At 49.0% G+C, this 21,055-nt stretch carries 12 protein-coding genes; 11 read left to right on the top strand and 1 reads right to left on the bottom strand.

The features are described 5' to 3' along the window. Nucleotides 1–95: 95 nt before the first annotated feature. The 7 genes from B5X68_RS07425 to B5X68_RS07395 all read left to right on the top strand — a co-directional run bounded on the left by B5X68_RS07425 (nucleotide 96) and on the right by B5X68_RS07395 (nucleotide 14,379). Complete coding sequence (locus tag B5X68_RS07425) at nucleotides 96–3,479, top strand: TonB-dependent receptor (RefSeq protein ID WP_082214083.1); 3,384 nt, start codon at nucleotides 96–98, stop codon at nucleotides 3,477–3,479. Between the two features lie 33 nt (nucleotides 3,480–3,512). Next, a complete protein-coding gene (locus tag B5X68_RS07420; RefSeq protein ID WP_082215249.1) occupies nucleotides 3,513–5,084 on the top strand; it encodes a RagB/SusD family nutrient uptake outer membrane protein in 1,572 nt (523 codons plus the stop codon). A 38-nt stretch (nucleotides 5,085–5,122) separates the two neighbouring features. Next, a complete protein-coding gene (locus B5X68_RS07415; RefSeq protein WP_082214082.1) occupies nucleotides 5,123–7,882 on the top strand; it encodes a DUF1553 domain-containing protein in 2,760 nt (919 codons plus the stop codon). Between the two features lie 2 nt (nucleotides 7,883–7,884). Beyond that, nucleotides 7,885–9,360, top strand: coding sequence for a DUF1501 domain-containing protein (locus B5X68_RS07410; RefSeq protein WP_082215248.1), 1,476 nt, complete (start codon nucleotides 7,885–7,887; stop codon nucleotides 9,358–9,360). 17 nt (nucleotides 9,361–9,377) lie between these two features. Continuing rightward, complete coding sequence (locus B5X68_RS07405; protein ID WP_082214081.1) at nucleotides 9,378–10,871, top strand: c-type cytochrome domain-containing protein; 1,494 nt, start codon at nucleotides 9,378–9,380, stop codon at nucleotides 10,869–10,871. 1 nt (nucleotide 10,872) lies between these two features. Continuing rightward, the gene (locus B5X68_RS07400; protein WP_082215247.1) at nucleotides 10,873–11,796 is read left to right on the top strand and encodes a sugar phosphate isomerase/epimerase family protein; all 924 of its coding nucleotides are present in this window, start codon (nucleotides 10,873–10,875) and stop codon (nucleotides 11,794–11,796) included. Between the two features lie 162 nt (nucleotides 11,797–11,958). Then, entirely contained in the window at nucleotides 11,959–14,379 is a 2,421-nt protein-coding gene (locus B5X68_RS07395) for an ABC transporter permease (RefSeq protein ID WP_229208326.1), read from the top strand. A 16-nt stretch (nucleotides 14,380–14,395) separates the two neighbouring features. Here B5X68_RS07395 and B5X68_RS07390 read toward each other — a convergent pair whose 3' ends face one another. After that, complete coding sequence (locus B5X68_RS07390) at nucleotides 14,396–14,947, bottom strand: hypothetical protein (protein WP_082214080.1); 552 nt, start codon at nucleotides 14,945–14,947, stop codon at nucleotides 14,396–14,398. Nucleotides 14,948–15,129: 182 nt separating this feature from the next. On the opposite strand from B5X68_RS07390, the gene B5X68_RS07385 reads away from it, so the two are divergent. The 4 genes from B5X68_RS07385 to B5X68_RS07370 all read left to right on the top strand — a co-directional run bounded on the left by B5X68_RS07385 (nucleotide 15,130) and on the right by B5X68_RS07370 (nucleotide 21,051). Further along, a complete protein-coding gene (locus tag B5X68_RS07385) occupies nucleotides 15,130–17,589 on the top strand; it encodes a heavy metal translocating P-type ATPase (protein ID WP_082214079.1) in 2,460 nt (819 codons plus the stop codon). A 93-nt stretch (nucleotides 17,590–17,682) separates the two neighbouring features. Further along, nucleotides 17,683–17,862, top strand: coding sequence for a cbb3-type cytochrome oxidase assembly protein CcoS (gene ccoS, locus B5X68_RS07380; RefSeq protein WP_082214078.1), 180 nt, complete (start codon nucleotides 17,683–17,685; stop codon nucleotides 17,860–17,862). Nucleotides 17,863–17,876: 14 nt separating this feature from the next. After that, nucleotides 17,877–20,021: a cytochrome-c oxidase, cbb3-type subunit I gene (ccoN, locus tag B5X68_RS07375; RefSeq protein ID WP_082214077.1), complete on the top strand. Its 2,145-nt coding sequence runs from the start codon at nucleotides 17,877–17,879 to the stop codon at nucleotides 20,019–20,021. Between the two features lie 7 nt (nucleotides 20,022–20,028). Next, entirely contained in the window at nucleotides 20,029–21,051 is a 1,023-nt protein-coding gene (locus tag B5X68_RS07370) for a cbb3-type cytochrome c oxidase N-terminal domain-containing protein (RefSeq protein ID WP_082214076.1), read from the top strand. The last annotated feature ends 4 nt before the right edge of the window (nucleotides 21,052–21,055 follow it).

Raw genomic sequence — 21,055 nt, 5'->3', positions numbered from 1 at the left:
GCATGCGGCCAATGTCCTGTTTTTCTCAAAATAGAACCAACAAAATTATGCAAAGAAACCTACAATTAAAATGGTGTGCATCACTGTGCATTCTCATGAAACTAACACTCGCTCAATTTCTTTTCGCCGTTGCCTTCACCAGTCTCACTTATGCGACCACAGAAAGCCGCGCGCAGGAGATTATGGACAGACAAGTCACAATCCACGCACGGGATGCTGAGTTGAAAGACGTGCTGCGCGAGTTGGAAGAACAGGCCGAAGTCAAGTTCGCATACAGCCAGAAAGCCATCAAAGCGGACCGTACGGTCAACATTCACATCGTCAACCAAAAGCTGGCCACGGCTTTAACAACGCTTTTTGAGCCGCTGCATATCGCGTATCAGCTTACTTCGGGAAGGATACTGCTCACCTCGCCAACCAATAATGTGCCCGCACCCGCCCAGCAAGAGCAAACAGAGGAAGCGGCTATGCCCGCCGCAGAGCTCATTAAGGGAAAAGTTACCGATGAAACCAATGCAGGGTTGCCCGGGGTGAGTGTGGTGTTAAGAGGAACACAAAAAGGAACGACCACCAATAAAGATGGTGATTTTGAAATAGATATTGCTCAGAGAGCGGGCGCCGTGCTGGTTTTCAGCTTTGTTGGCTACAAGCCTCAGGAACTATCCTTAGATAACCGCACCTCGATCGCCGTTGTGATGGAGCCGGAAAACAAATCGCTCGAAGAAATTGTGGTGATCGGTTATGGCGCAGTCAAGAAAAGTGACCTGACCGGCTCAGTTTCCAGCATTAAAAGCGAAGCTATCCGCGAAATGCCGGTAACATCTGTGGATCAGGCCATCCAGTCGCGGGCGCCGGGTGTGCAGGTGACGCAAACCTCGGGAGCGCCCGGCGGTGGCATTTCCATCCGCGTGCGTGGCGCAAACTCGATCAACAGCGGCAGCGAGCCACTTTACGTGATCGACGGATTTCCCATGTATCCTGATAATAATGCGTTAGGCACGACCGGAAACCGCCAGCCTACCAATGCCATGGCCACCATCAACCCCAACGAAATTGAATCCATTGAAATACTTAAAGATGCCTCCGCAACTTCTATTTACGGTTCCAGAGGTGCCAACGGTGTCATATTGATAACCACCAAACGCGGTAAGGAAGGGCAAAGCAGCGTGGATTATGATGGCTCCTACTCTTTTCAAACCATTGCAAACGAAGTGAATGTGCTTAATGGCGGTGATTATGCGCGTTACATTAATTTATTGGAAAAAAGCCAGGGCGGAAACCCGCGCTATTCCGATCAGCAGATCAGCCAGATCGGGGCAGGCACCGACTGGTGGGATGTGATCTCGCGCACCGGTGCATTGTCCAATCACCAGCTTTCATTCACGGGTGGCACCAAGGGAATGCGTTATGCATTTGTTGGTAACTATCTGGATAATAACGGGATCATCAAAAATACGGATTTCAACAGATATGGATTCCGGATGAATCTGGATAATGATTTTTTGAAAGGCAAAGCCACGTTGAGCAACAGCTGGTCCTTCAACCGATCGAGTAGCAGCAATGTGCCCACAGACCGCGGCGGTCCGGGAGGAATAGTGATTTCTGCACTTGGACTAGACCCTACGGTGGGTGTCTATGACGCAAATGGCGGTTACCAGTATGCCAGCTACGACCAGCGCTTTTTGACCAATCCGCTCGCTGAGGCCATGGAGGGTTATGACCGCGACTGGACAAACAGGCTTTTTGGAACAACGGCATTAACCTTTAACATTATAGAAGGGCTCAAATTTCGCACGAGCATTGGCGTGGACCTGGTCAATGCACGCCGGACCACTTTTTACAATAATTTCACGTATCTGGGCCGTCAGAACGACCGTGAGCTGCAAAAGGCGAACAGAAACAGCAATAACCTGTTGAATGAGAATATTTTAAGCTACAACAAAGAGATCGCCGCCGGGCAATTTCTGGACGTAACATTGGGATACACCTATCAGAAAGAACTCAACTATTTTGAATCCAATGCAACGCGGGGCCTTCCTTCCGACGACATCGAGGCCGTTAATATGCAAAATGGCAGCCGGCCGCTGGTTCCTAATTCGGGCCGTGTTGAGTGGGAACTGCTCTCCTATCTTGGCCGCGTGAATTATAATTTCAAAGACCGTTACCTGCTCACATTTACATTACGCCGTGATGGTTCTTCCAAATTCGGGCCGAACAATAAATGGGCAACATTTCCGTCTGCTGCTATTGGCTGGCGAATTGTTAATGAAGGTTTTTTTAAAAATTCAGGACTGGCAACCGTGTTTGACGATTTCAAACTGCGCGCCAGCTATGGACTTACGGGAAATTCCCAAATCCCCGTTTACCGCTCCGTGGCTGGTTTGATTCCTTATAACTACGTTTTCGGCACTACGCCAGCGCTGGTTTCGGGTTACGGGCCCAACAGGATCTCCAACAATGATCTCAAATGGGAAAGCACTTCCATGCTCAATGTCGGCCTGGACTTTGCCCTGCTATCCAACCGCCTTACTTTAACTGTGGATGCCTTTGAAAACAAAACCACTGACCTGTTGCTGGACGTTTCCATTCCTCAAAGCACAGGTTTCAGCACCATTATGCTCAATTCCGGTTCGCTCAGTAACAAAGGGCTCGAATTTGCAGCCAGCTACAAGTTAATGAGCTCCAAAGCATTCACCTGGGATGTGAGCGGTAATGTCTCCATTCTTCGTAATAAGATCGTTGATCTTGGAAAAAGCACGCCGTTTTTTGCAGGCACCACAAGCAGTCACCTGGGCGTGCTGGGAAGCTGGGTGGAAGCCGGAAATCCCATCGGCGTTTGGCGCGGATATAATTATGTCGGGTTATTTCAGAGTGAAGAGGAAGGCAAAACTTTTTCTGCCAAAGCAGGCTATCCCAAGTACGAAGACGTGAATGGGGATGGAAAGTATACAACCGACGATTTCAAGATCATTGGCGATCCAAACCCGAAACTTACCTGGGGCGCCAACACGACTGTAAAGTTCAAAGGATTCGACGTTTCGGTATTTTTCCGCGGTGTGCACGGCAACAAAGTCCGCAACCTGCAGCAGTCGGAAATGGGTGATGGCGTGCAAAAGATTAACCAGATCGGAAACATTCTGACCGATTCCTGGACACCTGAAAACACAAATGCACCAAGGCCCGTTATCGACGGCCGCCGCGACTTCATTTCTTTCAGAAGATCATCATTCTTCATTCAGGACGGCTCATTTGTACGGCTGCAAAATCTGTCGCTGGGTTATACAGTGCCGGTAAACACCAAGATCATCCGTCATGCAAGGGTTTATGTGAGTGGTCAAAATTTGCTTTTGTTCACCAAATACAAAGGATTTGATCCCGAAGTAAACAATCAGGGCCAAAATAACCTGAACCGTGGAGACGATTACGATGCTTATCCGCGCGCACGCCAGTATACGGTCGGCATCAACCTTGGAATCTGATAATCATTCATTTGTAACATTGATATGATCGATATGAAAAATATACAATTACATTATACAAGACTGATCGCGCTGGTAATGCTGATGCTTTCCGGCGTCGGCTGTTCGGATCTGAAAGAAAAGCCGGATTTTATCAACCCGGAAACATTTTACAAAACCGCCAACGAACTGAAACTGGGTGTTAATGCCGTTTATGACGACCTGAATTCGGGCGGTTTCGGATTTTTCTACGACCGCTATGTATTTGAATGTCTGATCGGCGGTTACCAGGTGGGCTGGGAAAAGGGCCCGCTGCAATTCAACCTGGGCAATGTAAACCCGGCAGACGAATACATTGAAGCTTACTGGGGCATTTGCTACCGCTCCATCAACCGCGCCAATGCGATCATCGAGACCGCCGAAGCCATGAAAGATCCCAACAACCAGGCACTGATCGACCGGTTGAAAGGCGAGACGTTGTTTCTGCGGGCATTCTACTATTATGGTCTGCTCAGTTATTTCGATGATGCGCCGCTGTCTGTAAAATCGACCCAGAACATTACCGAGCTTCCTACCAACAGCGGCGGTAACCGGGCGATTATCGACCAGATTTATGCCGACACCAAAGCCGCAGCCGAGCTGCTTCCAGCCAGCTACACAGGCGCCGACCTGGGCCGCGCAACCAAATGGGCTGCCAAATCGGTGCTGATGAAGGCACAATTGTGGGATGAAAAATGGGCCGATGCCAAAGCAACCGCAGAAGATATTATCAACAACAGCGGCCTGACATTGTACGCCGACTTTGCATTCAATTTCGATCTTGTCCACGAAAATCAGGGCGAGCGCATTTTTGAAGCGCAGGTGTCGGCCACGGCCAGCCCCAACGAATACAGCCAGCATTCGGCCCACTTCAATCCTGAGGATTTTCCCAGCGAACTGGGCGGTTCAGGATGGAGCTGGATCAGCACAACCCAGGAATTCCGCTCGGCTTACGACCCAAAGGACAAGCGCATTGCGGGAACATTCATTGAAAGCTATCCAACGGGACGTTTTGGAAAAATCAATGGCACCTATCCTATCGTGACATGGAGCCCGAAAGCCGACTATAACCTTTCACGCTTTGGCGGCGTGGTGAAATCAGATGCCAATCCGAAAGATCCCGCGCAAATGATCTTTGGCAAAGCGTGGTCCAACAAGATTGCCGAGCTGGACAGACGCAATTCAGCTACCGAGAAAAACACGATCTATATTCGTTTATCTGACATTCTGCTGGGCCATTCCGAAGCTTGTAATGAGAGCGGACAGGGCAATCCGCTTATCTCGATCAACAAAGTAAGGGAGCGCGCGGGAATTCCGGCATTGAAGGCATTAAGTCAGGCGGCACTCCGCGATGCCATCATTCAGGAGCGCATGCAGGAATTTGTTTTTGAGCAAGTTATGTATCCCGAACTACGCAGAAAGAGTAAATTCGGCGGTCCAATTGATTATCTTAGTAAAGAAATAAAACATTTTGCCCAAAAATACAATGTAGACCGCGTTCCGAAAGCGAGAGACTACGTTTTACCATTGCCAGTAAAAGAACTGCTGGGTAACCCGAACGTGAAGCAAAATGCGATCTGGCAATAGATCGGAAGCGTATGAAATTTTTAACAAAAGATTGAAGGATGCTGAGTAACAGATTATTTATTGGCGCGGGAGTTCTCATCATTGCCATATCTTCCTTTTTCTGGCTTTCGGGCTCGTTAGGCTCTTCCTCGGTGGATTACAACACCGAGGTGAAGCCTATACTCAACAAGCATTGCATGGGCTGCCATGGCGGCGTTAAGAAGGCAGGCGACGTGAGCTTCTTGTTTGAACACGAAATGCTAGAACCCGGCAAGTCGGGTAAAATTCCGGTGGTACGTGGCGATGCGGATGCCAGCGAAATGATCCGCCGTATATTAAGCGATGACCCGGACGAGAAAATGCCTAAAAACGGCACGCCTTTGAAGGAAGAGGAAATTGATATACTAAAAAAATGGATCAATCAGGGCGCGAAATGGGAAACACATTGGTCCTATAAAAAGATCGAGAGACCCGACGTGCCTTCTCTGGACGGTTTCAGTAACCTGTTCGGATTGATTGATAATGCGGATAAAAAGTGGGCTACAAACGAAATTGACCATTTTGTTCTTGATAAATTAAAGGATAAGGGCCTCAATGTTTCCGCAGAAGCTGATCGTGCCACATTGATACGCCGGGTAAGTCTGGATCTTACAGGCCTTCCACCTACGGAAAAGCAAGTCGCTGATTTTGTCAATGATAAATCTGAAAATGCCTACGAGAAAGTGGTTGACAGATTGTTGAAATCGCCCGCATATGGTGAGCGATGGACCTCCATGTGGATGGATCTGGCGCGCTATGCGGATACAAAGGGCTACGAAAGTGACGGAGGCAGAACCATGTGGCGTTACCGCGATTATGTGGTCAAATCATTCAATCAGGATAAACCATTTGACCAGTTTACCATCGAGCAGCTGGCCGGCGATTTGTTACAAAAGGACAAAGACGGCTTCCCACTGGAAGAGAACATGATCGCCACGGGCTATCACCGCAATACAATGACCAATAATGAAGGCGGAACCGACGACGAAGAATTCCGGACTGCTGCCCAGATCGACCGTGTGAACACAACCTGGGAGGTGTGGCAGGGAACCACATTCGCCTGCATTCAATGTCACAGCCATCCCTATGACCCTATTCCGCACGAGGATTATTACAAATACATGGCCTTTTTCAATAACACCCGTGATGAAGATGTATGGGACGAATGGCCGAAAATGCGATTTTACAAAGGTGAAGATTCAGCCCGCGTAGAAAGAGTGAAAAGCTGGATCAGGGAAAGCAAACCTGAGCAACTGCCGGAAGTAACGCAGTTTATGAAGGTGATGGAGCCTAAAATCAATGCGCATAATTTTATCAAAGGTGACCAGTCAACTGTGCTGCTGATCTCTTATTATGGTGTTAAAAATAATGGGAATGCAAGGATCGCCGGAGTTGATCTTTCCAATGCAGATAATGTGGTCATGAATGTTTCCACCAAAGCACAGAACGCCGTGCTTTCGCTGCACTTGGACAAGCTGGATGGGCCCGTGATTTCTCAAATGAATGTGCCTGTCAGAGATTCAGTGATCATTGCGCCATTGGTAAAAACGGCTGGCAAACATGATATTTTCCTTTCATTAAAAAGCCCGAAAAACCCCGACGAATGGGTCAGGATAACGTGGATGTCATTCCAAAAGGCATTGCCGGGCAAGGAAAAGCCTGATTATAACAACATTGTGGCTGATTATGCGACGGTTCTCACACACCAAACGGAAAGTATGCCGGTAATCTGGGAAGGAAAAGGAGATTTCGCGCGTAAAACCAATGTTTTTGTAAGAGGAAACTGGATGGTAAAAGGCGCGGAAGTAAAACCTGACGTTCCAAAATTGCTCGCTCCGTTGCCCAAAGACGCGCCGAGGGACCGTGTCGGTCTGGCCAAATGGATCGTAAGCCGCGACAATGCACTCACTTCCCGCGTGATCGTAAACCGGTTCTGGGAGCAATTGTTTGGTAAAGGAATTGTAGAAACCGTGGAAGATTTCGGTTCCCAGGGAGCCGAGCCCACCCATCCCGAGCTGCTGGACTGGCTCGCAGTCAAGTTTATGGAGCAAGACAAATGGAGCATTAAAAAGATGCTGAAAACGATTGTAATGTCGTCCACTTACCGCCAAAGCTCTAAAACGGATGAAAACAAGCTGGAAAAAGACCCTTACAACATCTGGATTTCGCGTGGCCCGCGCGTAAGGCTCAGCGCTGAGCAGGTCCGCGACCAGGCACTTGCGTGCAGCGGTTTGATTTCTGATAAAATGTATGGCCCCGGCGTAATGCCACCTCAGCCTGACAAGATCTGGCAATCTCCTTATAGCGGTGAAAAGTGGGTTTTGAGCGAAGGCGAAGACCGTTACCGGCGGGGCGTTTACACATATTGGAAGCGCACAGCTCCCTACCCTTCCATGGTTACATTCGACGCGCCAAGCCGCGAGTTCTGCCAATCCAGAAGAATTTTGACCAATACACCATTGCAGGCACTAGTCACATTGAATGATCCGGTGTATCTGGAAGCTGCCGAAAAGCTGGCAACCCGAATGCAGCAGCGCGGAAAAACGCCCGAACAACAATTAAAAGAAGGTTACCGCATGCTCACTTTCCAAAGCATTGAAGAAAAAAACCTGAATGTGCTCGTAAAGGTCTACAAGCAGGCGCTGGACGCATATAAGAAGAAACCAGTAGAAGCAGACAGCATCCTGGCCTACGGAAAAGAGCGCACACCAGAACTGGCCGCGCTGACAATTTCGGCCAATGTCATGTTGAATTTAGATAATGTGATTACAAAGGAATGAACATGGAAAACCTACAAAAAGAACTCCAACATACAGCATTGCTTCATCAGACCCGGCGGCACTTTTTGCAGTCGGTCGGCTTCGGCTTGGGTGCATTGGGATTAGGAACTATGCTGGATTCCTGCGGGCCTTCGTCGGCTGCGGGCAGTCCCGCCGGTGACGTTGCAAAATCGCGCATTCCGCAGTTTGCACCCAAGGCTAAGCGTGTCATCTACATTCACATGGCCGGAGCGCCTTCGCAGCTTGAACTTTTCGACTACAAGCCTGAACTGGTGAAATACCACGGCCGCGACTGTCCTGCCGAGTTTTTGGAAGGCAAAAAATTCGCCTTTATCCAGGGTGTGCCCAAAATGCTGGGTCCGCAGGGACATTTCGCACAATATGGCCAGTCTGGCGCCTGGATGTCCGATTATGTGCCTTATCTGCAAACCGTTGCCGACGAGATCACATTTCTGAAAGCCATGCATACGGATCAGTTCAACCACGCGCCAGCGCAACTGCTGATGCATACGGGAAGTCCGCGGCTGGGAAGACCAAGTCTTGGGGCATGGTCTGTTTACGGCTTAGGCTCGGAAAATCAGAATCTTCCGGGATTTATCGTACTTGCCTCGGGCGGACAGCAGCCTGATGCAGGCAAAAGCGTTTTCGGCAGCGGGTTCCTACCCTCTGTTTATCAGGGTGTGCAGTGCCGCACCGGGGGCGATCCGGTTTTATATGTGAGCGATCCGAATGGTATGAACCGGGACATGCGCAAACAGACCATTGAAGCCATTAATGAAATTAACAAACAGACGTACGAGGACGTAAAAGACCCGGAAATCCTGACCCGGATCAGCCAGTATGAAATGGCATTCCGCATGCAAATGTCCGTTCCCGAAGTGATGGATGTGTCCAAAGAACCCCAATTCATTCTGGATATGTATGGCGTTAAACCCGGCGAGGGAACATTTGCCATGAACTGCCTGCTGGCTCGGAAACTGGTGGAAAACGACGTACGGTTTGTACAGCTTTTCGACTGGGGCTGGGACGGCCACGGCACTTCCAAAGACCATAATGTGGAAGGTGGCCTGCGTCAGAAATGCCGCGAGTCCGACCAGCCGGTTGCTGCGCTGATCAAGGATCTGAAAATGCGTGGGTTACTGGAAGAAACGCTCGTGATTTGGGGCGCTGAGTTTGGCAGAACGCCGATGCAGGAAAACCGCAACGGACTCGTGATGCCTTTTATGGGCCGCGATCACCATCTGGATGCATTCACAATGTGGATGGCTGGCGGCGGTGTAAAGCAAGGTTTTTCACACGGAGAAACTGACGAGCTGGGTTACTACGGCACCAAAGGCAGAACGCATGTACATGATTTACAGGCAACTATCCTTCACTTAATGGGCTTTGACCATGAAAAATTCACCTATCCTTTCCAGGGAAGAAATTTCCGGCTTACAGACACAGAAGGAAAGGTTGTAAAAGAAGTAATTGCGTAGTTCCTAAACCCCTTATCATGTATCATATTTTATTGCAGGATTCGTCCTGGGCCACATTCATTGGCCGGTTCCATCCGGCCATTGTTCACTTCCCTATTGGCTTTTTATTGATAGCGTCCTTACTCGAAATCGGAAGACGATGGGGTAAGATTGCTGTCAGTGAAGGCGTTATCACTTTTATTCTCCTATGTTCGGCCATGGGCGCAACATTCGCCTGCGTGGCTGGTTATCTGCTTTCATTGAGCGGCGGTTATGATGCCGGTTTGCTTGATAACCACATGTGGAAAGGAATAGGAGTCGCTGCATTTGCCTGGGCGGCCTGGCTGGTCAAATCCGACATGTTGCAACGGCTAATGCCTGCCGGCAAGATCATTTACCTTCCCGCGATCCTGATTGCAACCGCGCTTACATTAAGTGCTGGCCACGACGGCGGCTCGCTTACCCACGGAGAAGGTTATTTGACCCAGTACACGCCCGAACCATTCCGCGGCCTTGCCGGCCTGCCTCCTGTGCAGGCCAAACCAGCTGCAATCAAACCCATTACCGACATTCAGCAGGCCATTGTTTACACCGACATTGTGCAGCCGATCCTGGAAGCCAAATGCACTCAGTGCCACAGCGCAAGCAAAAGCAAAGGTGATCTGCGGATGGATCAGCTGGCCTTACTCGTCAAAGGCGGAGAGAACGGCCCTGCATTCGTTGCAGGAAAAGGCGAAGAAAGTGATATGATCAAAAGGTGCCTGCTGCCCGAAAATGAGGATGAGCATATGCCGCCCAAAGGCAAGCCCCAACTGACAGCAGATCAGATCGCGCTGCTCACGTGGTGGATCGATCAGGGCGCTCCGGCAGATAAAAAAGTAGCGCAACTAACCGTATCCGAATCAATTAAATCTGCATTGGCATCATTAGGAAAAACCGGCCCGGCGGGTGCCGATAAGGCGGAACAACCCGGCATGCTGAGTATTAAAGTGCCTGCGGCCAATGAGCAGGATATTGAAAATCTGCGAAAAGCGGGACTGATGGTCAATACATTGTCCCAAGACCAGAATTTGCTGGAGATCAGTGCAGTGAACCTGCCCGGATTCAGCGATAAGCAAATGGAATTGTTACAGCCCGTTGCCCGGCAAATCACCTGGCTCAAACTAGGCAGCACCGCCATCACCGATGCCGCATTGCCGCAGATTGCCAGGTTCCCGAACCTGAGCAAGTTGCATTTGGAATACACTGACGTTACCGACAAGGGCATTATCTCCCTTAAACCCCTCGCCCACTTGGGTTATATCAACATTGTTAACACCAAAGTTGGCGACAAAGGATTGAAAGCCATCGCCGAAATGAAGGCGCTCCGCTCAGTTTATGTCTGGCAGTCTGCTGTGACAGACAGCGCCGTAAGTCAGATGGGACGGCAAAAGCCCAACCTGTTGGTCATGAATGGTTTCAATGAAGCCGCAGTGGCGCAATTTGTCAAGGCGGGCGATATAAATGATAAAAAAGAACTTAAAAACAAATAATATGGACCGTCGGAAATTCATGGGCAGCGCCATGGCCACAGCAGGCATGCTCACTGGCTTTGAAGCTGTTTCGGGTGCAGAAAAAGCGCCAACTCAGTTTGCAGACAAGCTTTCTTTAAAAATATTGGGAACCAACTGGGGTTTTGCCGGCACGACGGATGCATTTTGCGCAGCAGTAAAAAATGAAGGGTATGACGGCATTGAGATGTGGTGGCCGGGCACAAAAGAAAAACAGAAAGAGCTATTTACAGCATTAAAAAAGCACAATCTGGATGTGGGATTGCTATGCGGCTCGGGCGAAAAGGACTATGCCGCCCATCTGGATGCATTTAAAAAGCAGATCGATGCCGCCTCAACGCAGTTTGAGCAGAAACCATTGTATATCAATTGCCACAGCGGGAAGGATTTCTTCACCTACGACCAAAACAAAGCCTTTATTGACCATACATCGGCCGCAACTGCAAAAACGGGCATTCCCATTTACCACGAAACGCATCGGGGAAGAATGCTTTTCGCCGCTCACATTGCACGCAATTTTATTGAGAAAAACCCCGATTTAAGGCTCACACTGGATATTTCGCACTGGTGCAATGTTCACGAAAGCCTGCTCGCCGATCAGCAGGAAACCATTCAGCTGGCACTGGCACGCGTAGGCCACATTCACTCGCGCATCGGGCACGAAGAAGGCCCGCAGGTGAACGATCCCCGGGCACCGGAATGGGACGCAGCAGTAAAAGCGCACCTGGCATGGTGGGACAAGGTGGTGGAGTACAAAGTAAAAAGTGGTGAAACGCTGACCGTTTTAACAGAATTCGGCCCGCCTAATTACCTGCCGACCGTTCCCTTCACGCATCAGCCGCTGGCAGATCAATGGGCAATTAATGTGCATATGATGCATTTGCTTAGAAAGAGATATTTGAAATAACTTTTTTCGTCGTGCATTCCCGTACAATCTGTGTTCATTTTTGAACAATTTTATGTTTAGCTTTATATATAAATTATTGATATATAATAGCATTTGATACTTGGCACGGTTTTAACGAGCTTCGGGGAGACGTATACTTAATTTACTCCCTGTAAAAAGCCTATGAAAAACCTGTTTAGCAATCATCTCAAAACCGGCTTGCGCAACATCTGGCGAAACCGCAGCACGAATGCCGTCAGTATTTTTGGATTATCAATCGGACTGGCAAGCGGGCTGCTTATTTTTCTGCTCGTCAGTTATCTTTTCAGCTTCAACCGCTATCACGCCAAAGCCGACCGCACTTTTTGGATTGTGACTGACATTCTCGAAGAGCAACCGCAGCATCTGGATGTGACGCCGCGTCCGATGGGCGATGTGCTGAGGCGGGAATATCCGTTCGTGGAAAGTGCCGTAAGATTAAACAACATTTTCGGCGCCGTTATCAGCATTCCGGTCAGCGAGAGCGAGATAAGGAAGTCTGGCCCATCAAAGAAATTTGAAGAATCGCGGAACATTTGCTTTACTGAGCCGGAGTTTTTTCAGGTTTTTGATTCCAAATGGCTTGCCGGCCGGCCAAAACGGGCGCTGGCTGAGCCTAACACAGTGGTTTTATCCCGAAAATATGCTGAAAAATATTTTGGAACATCCCAGGCCATCGGCAAAGTCCTGCGCTTTGAAAACAAACTGAACCTGACCGTGACGGGCGTCATTGAAAATCCGCCGTCCAGTTCCCAACTGCGCTACGACATTTTGATATCCTATGCCTCAATCCCGGGCTTCTATAACGATCCCAATATGCTCAGCACCTGGGCCGAACCTTCGACAATGTGCTGGGTAGCATTGAAAAAAGGCGCGGCTGCGCATGAACTGGCAAAAAGCCTTTCCGACATTACACACAAATATTATAATGCCGCAGACGCCAAAAAGTATCATTTCGCCGTAATTCCCCTTAGCGAAATGTTCCATGCACCGGGCTTCGGCGGCGCTCCCCGACCGATCCTTTACGCACTGATCGTGATAGGCATATGCCTCGTGGTGGCGTCCTGCGTTAATTTCATCAACATTACCACCGCACAGGCCATGCGCCGTTCCAAAGAAGTGGGTGTAAGAAAATCCCTGGGAAGCTCCCGCCGCCAGCTGATCGGCCAGTTCATTACCGAAATCGCTTTGCTTTGCCTGATCGCTTTTGCGATCGCCTTGGTCATTACGCAGCTGAATCTGCCCATGCTTAATGGCGCCCTAAGCATGTTAAGAGCGGACATCTCAATCATGGATTTGCTACGACCCAATGCGCTGGCCTGGTTTGTGCTGATGATTGTTTCTGTAATTATTTTAGCAGGGTTTTATCCCTCAGCGATCATTTCCGGGTTCAATCCGGTGGCTGCTTTAAAGGGAAAGTTGTCTTCGCAAAAAGCTGGAAAAGTTTCAGTTCGCAAGGGTCTTGTTGTTGTACAATTTGTTATTACGCAAGTCTTTCTCATTGCAGTGATTGTCATGTCGGCGCAGGTCAAATATCTTAAATCCGCAGATCTTGGCTTCAACCGGGAAGAGATACTGACTGTAAAAATCCCTGGCGGCAACATGACCAGACAGCAAACATTCAGTGAGCAGCTAGGCAAAATAAAAGGCGTCGAACAGGTGGCATTAGGCGCCGAACCGCCAATGTCACAAATGCACGCCAGCGAGCCATTTTCTTACAATCACCGGCCTGAAAAGGAGAAATTTACAATAAAACTGAGAATTGGCGACATGAATTTTGCGCCACTATTCGGACTAAAAATCCTGGCCGGGCAAAATTTCACATCCAACGACAGTACCCGAAACGAGACCCTTGTCAATGAGGCGATGGTTAAGCAGCTTGGGCTGGCAAATCCCGGGGAGATCCTTGGCAAAAGCATCACCATTTGGGGAAAAGATAAAACGATCGTTGGCGTAGTGAAGAATTTTAACCTGGACGGACTCAGGGCAGGAATCCAGCCAGCTGCAATCTTTAATGATCATCAATTGAATGGTATGGCAGCTGTGAAAATCAATTCGCGCAGCCGGTCACAAACATTGGGCGAGATTGAAAAAACCTGGAACGCAACTTACCCCGAGCACGTCTATCACGCTGATTTCCTCGACGACCGCATAGAGCAGTTTTACCAAACCGAAAATATCCTGCTTGGTCTTATTCAGGTTTTCTCGTTCATTGCACTGGTGATAGGCTGCCTGGGTTTATATGGGCTCGTTACTTTTATGGCCGCATCCCGCTCCAAGGAAATCGGCGTCAGAAAAGTCCTGGGGGCGAGCCAAGCACAGCTTCTCTGGATATTCGGCCGGGAATTTGCAACATTACTGCTGATCGCTTTCCTGCTGGCAGCGCCGCTCGGCTGGTTTTTTATGAATAACTGGCTGGCTGGTTATGCGTACAAAGTAAATCTTGGCCCCTGGGTTTTCGGCCTTACCATTGGCATTGTTGCCATGGTTACAGCTGTTACCATCGGCTTTCAGTCTGTGAAAGCCGCGAAAATGAATCCTGTCCGTAGTTTAAGAGATGATTAAGGAATGATCGTTTCATTCAATCCAGCTCAGTATAACCGTCGTCCCCCAGAATGTCGTGGCCGTCATTGTTTCGGAACTCCCGGACAATGGCGTCCCTTTCTGCGCGGTTTTTGGGATCCACACTAATGATAATGCCGCCTTCCTTGATGCCCGTTTCGTAAGTGTCGCAATGTTCTTCCGGGATCTGGGTTGCTATTACGTGGCTAATGGTCTGTGTCTCCGGTTTCTGCTCCACCTTCCCAATCAACCTTCGGGAAATAGAAATGCCCAGCTCTGGCAACGAAATCATGGATGTGATGGAAATGATGGCTTCGGCAATCTTATGCTTGGCGCCTTCCTTGGGCTTCTCCTCGATCGAGCCAAGCTGTTCATCAACACCGTAACCCGTGCTTTCACTGGTCGGATTGGTATGCTTGCTCAGTGTCTCATCCGACATAAGCAGCGAAATATCATCTTCTGTGTGACCTAATTTCAGCAGCGCCTGATAGGCATTTTCCGCGTCTTTTTTGGTAAAGAAAACCGCTGAAACTGTACCCGGCAGTTCGTAAGCATAACCCGATGTTCCCATAAGTAAAGTTGATATCAATTGTGCTTGACTCCTATTAATATAATGCCAGAACAGTGAATTAAGATATGGCGCCGCAAACTAATGCAGAAAACCTGATCAAAGTCATTTTCGCAACCAACCGCGGTCAAATTTACGGACAAATTCTTTCTTCAATTTTGAGGGAGCATTAAGAAGCAAATACCATGGATCAGGACATAGACAGCATAGCGCGCGAAGACGCGGCCCTAAAAATCGCGCAAAACACGTGTTACCATTGCGGGCAAACTTGCTCGCAGGACACGATTACGGCCGATGAACATGCGTTTTGCTGCGAGGGTTGCTATCATGTTTACGATCTTTTAAAAGTCACCGAACTCTGTGATTATTACGCAATTGACGGCTCCGCAGGTATTTCTCCTGACAAATCTTTTTTTGAAGGCAAGTTCGATTACCTGGACCTGCCCGAGGTCAGCGCAAAAATAATCGAGTTCACCGACGGCCGCCTGTCGCAGGTGAGCTGGTATATTCCAAAAATGCATTGCAGCTCGTGTATCTGGCTTTTGGAACAGCTTTATAAATTCAATCCGGCCATCAGAAGCTCGGTGGTTAACTTTCCCGAAAAGAAGGTCAGGATCACATTTGAACCCGAAAAAGTGAAGTTGAGCGAGCTGGCAACCTTGATTGCAAGCATTGGATATGAACCTTACATCAGCCTGAACGACATTGCGGGTGAGCAGCAAAAAAAGTGGAATCGCAAAAGGCTTTATAAGATCGGCGTGGCCGGATTTTGCTTTGGCAATGTAATGATGCTCAGCTTTCCTGAATATTTCCATTTAGGAAAAGATGCATTTGATGAAAGCCTGAGATCCACCTTCGGCTGGCTGAACCTGGCCCTGGCCATTCCTGTCTTGCTTTATTGCGCCAGTGATTTTTTCAAATCCGCCTGGGCAGCCCTCAAAGGAAAATACCTGAACATTGATGCCCCGATCGTCATCGCGCTGGTTTCTATTTTTAGTCTGAGCTTTTACCAGATCGTTTCCGGCACAGGTCCGGGTTATTTTGACTCCCTTACCGGCGCAGTTTTCTTCATGCTGACGGGCCGGTTTTTTCAGGATAAAACTTACGCAGGCATTTCTTTCGATCGTGATTATCGCTCCTATTTTCCCGTGGCGGTTTCTGTTTTGAGCGGAAAAGCCGAGATCCGGACGCCGGTAACGGATTTGAAAGAGGCGGACATTATTCTGGTCAGAAATGCAGAGCTGATCCCGGCCGATTCCGTGTTGTTAAGCCCCCAAGCATTGATTGATTACAGTTTCGTTTCCGGCGAAGCCGAACCCGTCAGGCGTAAAAAAGGAGATACGATTTATGCAGGCGGCAAGCAAACCGGCCCTGCCATTGAGCTGGAAATTGTCCGGAAAGTTTCGCAAAGTTATCTGACACAACTTTGGAATAATGAGAGTTTTTCCAAACAAAAAGAAGATCAGAACAAGATGCTGGCCGCCCGCATCAACCGCTATTTTTCAGTCATTGTGTTAATCATTGCTACGCTCACATTCGCTTTTTGGTTTGTCATTTTAAAAAATCCTGAAACGGCTTTCCGCGCATTCACAACCTGCCTGCTCGTGGCCTGTCCGTGTGGCTTGCTGTTTTCCTCCACATTCACCAATGGCAACCTGATGGCGCTTTTTGGCAAAAATCAATGCTATCCCAAAAACGCGGATGCTATCGAGCGGCTTTCCAAAATCAACACGGTTGTATTTGACAAAACTGGCACGATAACCCGCTCAGATGATGCAGAAGTGGCATTTATCGGAACAAAAATGACGGATCAGGATCTGGCGATGGTGAAGACAATTGCCAGCCAATCCTCCCATCCGCTCAGCAGATTGGTTGTAAAAAGCCTGGCGCATATTCAGTGCGGAACGCAGAAGCTTTCGTATTATGTAGAAGCCAGCGGTTCGGGCATTAAAGGTTCACTTGGCAATCAGATTGTAAAGCTGGGTTCGGCGGCTTGGGCGGGAGAACAAAAAAATGAAAATGATCTGGGTTCTTCCAGGGTTTATGTCAGCATTGATGGCGTCTGCCAAGGTTATTTTATGATAAAAATAAAATACCGCGAAAACCTTCCGAAGACCATTGAAGCGCTCCATAACCACGGCTTTAACACCTATTTGCTCTCCGGCGACAAGCCGACAGACCAGCAATACCTGGCGCATATTTTCGGAAACGATGCCCATTTGTATTTTAAACAAAAACCCGAAGACAAGCTGGCATTCATAGCCACATTGCAGGAGAAGCTGCATCAGAATGTGCTCATGGTCGGCGATGGGCTCAATGATGCGGGCGCTTTGCAGCAGAGTAATGTGGGTGTAGCCGTTTCGGACGATATCAACAATTTCACCCCATCCTGCGATATGATCATCGACGGCAAGCAGCTTTCCCGCCTGCCTGCTTTTATCAACCTGGCCCGCCAGGGACAAAAGATCATCAAAGCCAGTTTTGCTATTTCGCTGATATACAACATCGGAGGGCTGTTTTTTGCAATAGGCGGCCAACTTTCGCCGGTTCTTGCGGCCATTCTGATGCCGGTAAGCCTGATTTCGATTGTAGGCTTTACCACCATAGCCAGTAACATTGCGGCCAAAAGAATATTGAAAAACTGACGAAAGTCAGTTGTGAACCATGCTGGCGTCATCTTTCTGCTCGGGCCGATCCGGTAGTTTTGGGCATTAGAAAAACAAAAAGATCCCTTCAAAATGAGCGCAATGTTCGTCATGATTATCGCAAGCCTTGCCATCGCCCTGGCCTTTTTGGGAGCCTTCCTTTGGTCGGTGCGCAAGGGCCATTACGATGACGACTATACGCCCTCGATCCGAATTCTTTTCGATGATTCCAACAGCGACGAGACCAAAACCAAACCAACAGATATTCACTAAATTTTACCTGAGTTATGTCAAACGTTCCCCATCCCGCTCTGGCAACCGTTGAACTGGATGAGTTCCAATATGATAACCGCGTTGTGCGGGATTTCGCCATTGCAACGATACTTTTCGGGCTAATCGGTATGCTTGTCGGGCTGCTTGCTGCGTTGCAGCTGGTGTTTCCCAACCTGAATATGGATCTGCCTTACCTTACATTCAGCCGCATCCGGCCACTGCACACCAATGCGGTCATTTTCGCTTTTGTAGGAAATGGTTTCTTCACTGGCCTGTATTATTCCGCGCCCCGCGTTTTAAGGACGCCGATGTGGAGCCCTGTACTGAGCAGGATTCATTTCTGGGCATGGCAGTTTATCATTGTGGCTGCCGCCATTACATTGCCGATGGGCCTTACCACTTCCAAAGAATACGCAGAGCTGGAATGGCCGCTTGACATTGCCATCGCCGTAGTGTGGGTTGCAGCACTTATTAACCTGGTAATGACCACCATTCACCGGCGCACTGAGCACATTTACGCTGCGGTTTGGTTTTACATTGCTTCATTTGTCACTGTTGCAATGCTGCACGTGGTCAACAGTATGGCGCTTCCTATCTCTCTTTTCAAAAGTTACTCAGTGTACGCAGGCGTGCAGGATGCGCTCGTGCAATGGTGGTATGGGCACAATGCCGTGGCGTTTTTTCTTACAACTCCTTATTTGGGACTGATGTATTATTTCCTTCCCAAAGCGGCTAACCGTCCTATTTATTCCTACCGGCTTTCCATCGTGCATTTCTGGGCGCTGATATTCCTTTATATCTGGGCCGGGCCACACCATTTGCTGTACACTTCCCTGCCCGAATGGGCGCAGACACTGGGAACCGTGTTTTCCGTGATGCTGATCGCGCCTTCCTGGGGTGGAATGATCAACGGGCTGATGACCCTGCGCGGCGCCTGGGACAAAGTGCGGGAAGATGTTGTGCTCAAATTCATGGTTGTAGCCATCACCGCCTATGGTATGGCCACTTTCGAAGGCCCGATGCTTTCCTTCAAAAACGTAAACGCCATCGCCCATTATACCGACTGGATCGTAGCGCACGTGCACGTAGGAGCACTTGGCTGGAACGGCTTTCTGACTTTCGGGATTTTATACTGGCTTTTCCCGCGCATATACGGACGTCCGTTATATTCTCAAAAGGCTGCCAATTTCCACTTCTGGATCGGAACCATCGGGATTTTATTTTACACCATTCCTATGTACTGGGCTGGCTGGGTGCAAAGCTCTATGTGGAAAGAATTCACGCAGGAAGGGCTTTTGAAATATCCCAACTTCCTCGAAACCGTAACGCAGCTCAAACCATTGTATTTCCTGCGCAGCGTAGGCGGCACACTCTACATTGTCGGCTTCATTGTAATGATCTACAACTTGTGGATGACGGCACTGAAAGGGAAATTAATACAAACCGAAACAGCCAAAGCAATGCCATTGAATGCCATCTGGCATGCCGAAAAGAGCGAGTACTGGCACCGCAGGCTGTTTGAACGCAAACCACTTGCACTTACAGTATTTGCGCTGGTGGCCGTGGCCATCGGTGGAATGATCGAGATGATCCCAACTTTCATGATCAAATCCAATGTCCCTACCATTGCATCCGTAAAACCGTACACACCACTGGAATTGCAGGGCCGCGATATTTATGTCCGGGAAGGCTGCTACGTGTGTCATACCCAAATGATCCGCCCGTTCCGCTCCGAGATCGAGCGCTATGGAGAATATTCCAAATCGGGCGAATTCGTTTACGATTACCCGCACCAATGGGGTTCCAAACGCACCGGGCCGGACCTGCACCGTATAGGCGGAAAATACCCCGATTCCTGGCACTATAACCACATGGAAGATCCAACCAGTATGTCGCCTGGCTCTATTATGCCCCGATATGGCTGGCTGCTGGAAGACGATCTCGACACAAGCACCACCGCCGCCAAGATCCGCGCCATGCAAACATTAGGCGTGCCTTATGAAAAAGGTTATGATAAAATTGCCAACACCGACCTGAGCAAACAGTCCCAAGAAATCCAGGCCAGATTAAAACAAAACGGCATCAAGGCAGATGCAGATAAGGAGATTATCGCACTCATTGCTTACCTGCAACGATTAGGAACTGATATTAAAAAATGATTGCATTATGAAATTCCGAACATATCTTGAAACCATTGCCGGCATAGGCATTTACCCGCTGATCTCGCTGCTTATATTTTTCGTGTTCTTCGTGTCACTGATCGTATTTGTGATTAGGATCGATAAAAAGTCACTACAAAAAATGGAAAGTATGCCATTGAATGATGGGGTGATCAAAAAGGGCATTTTATCAATACTTTTCTTTTTGCTGAGCGGTTCGGGCTTCGCGCAGGAACCGGCAGTAGAACCGATCCGGGCGATCAGCGGCAGCGAGCTTATTCTTTTAATCTTGCTGGGCATCATTTTCTTTGCGGCGCTGCTGGTTGTGATCGCGTTGGTGAACACGGTAACATTACTTCAAAAAATCTCCGCCCCAGCCAAAACAGAAGCGCATAAAGACCCGGTTGTTTCCTGGTGGAAGAAGTTTGCTGGAATGAGCGTCCTGCCGAGCCAGGAGCATCACCTCATTATTGAAGGACACGATTACGACGGCATTCAGGAGCTGGATAACCGCATGCCGCCGTGGCTACAATCGCTCTTTGTAGGCACCATTATTATCGGGGTCGGTTACGGCGCTTATTATTTCAGTGGAATCGGCGATTACCAGCTTGCCGAGCTTGAAAAAGAAGTTGCGCAAGCCGAAATGGATAAAAAAGCCTACATGGAAAAAGTAGGCGCATCGATGGACGAAAACACGGTGACACTCATCAGCGACGAGGCGGTTATAGGCCAGGGAAAAGCCATCTTCCAGGAAAAATGCACGGCCTGCCACGGCCCTGACGGCGGCGGAAGTGTGGGCCCGAACCTGACAGACGGTTACTGGCTGCACGGCGCGGGGATCAAGAATCTCTTCAAAGTCATTAAATACGGAATTCCCGAAAAAGGAATGATCTCCTGGGAAAAGCAGCTTTCTCCCACCGACATTCAAAAAGTGGCCAGCTATGTGCATTCACTGAATGGCACAAAACCTGCCAACCCCAAGGAGCCGCAAGGCGAGCTGGTTAGCGACGAAAAAGTAGCAGTTAATTAAGCAA

It is taken from the genome of Dyadobacter psychrophilus (assembly GCF_900167945.1).
In the GTDB taxonomy this organism is placed as follows: Bacteria; Bacteroidota; Bacteroidia; order Cytophagales; family Spirosomataceae; genus Dyadobacter; species Dyadobacter psychrophilus.
Note: the sequence above shows the minus strand (reverse complement) of the source record. Positions and strands in the feature narration are given on the sequence as shown.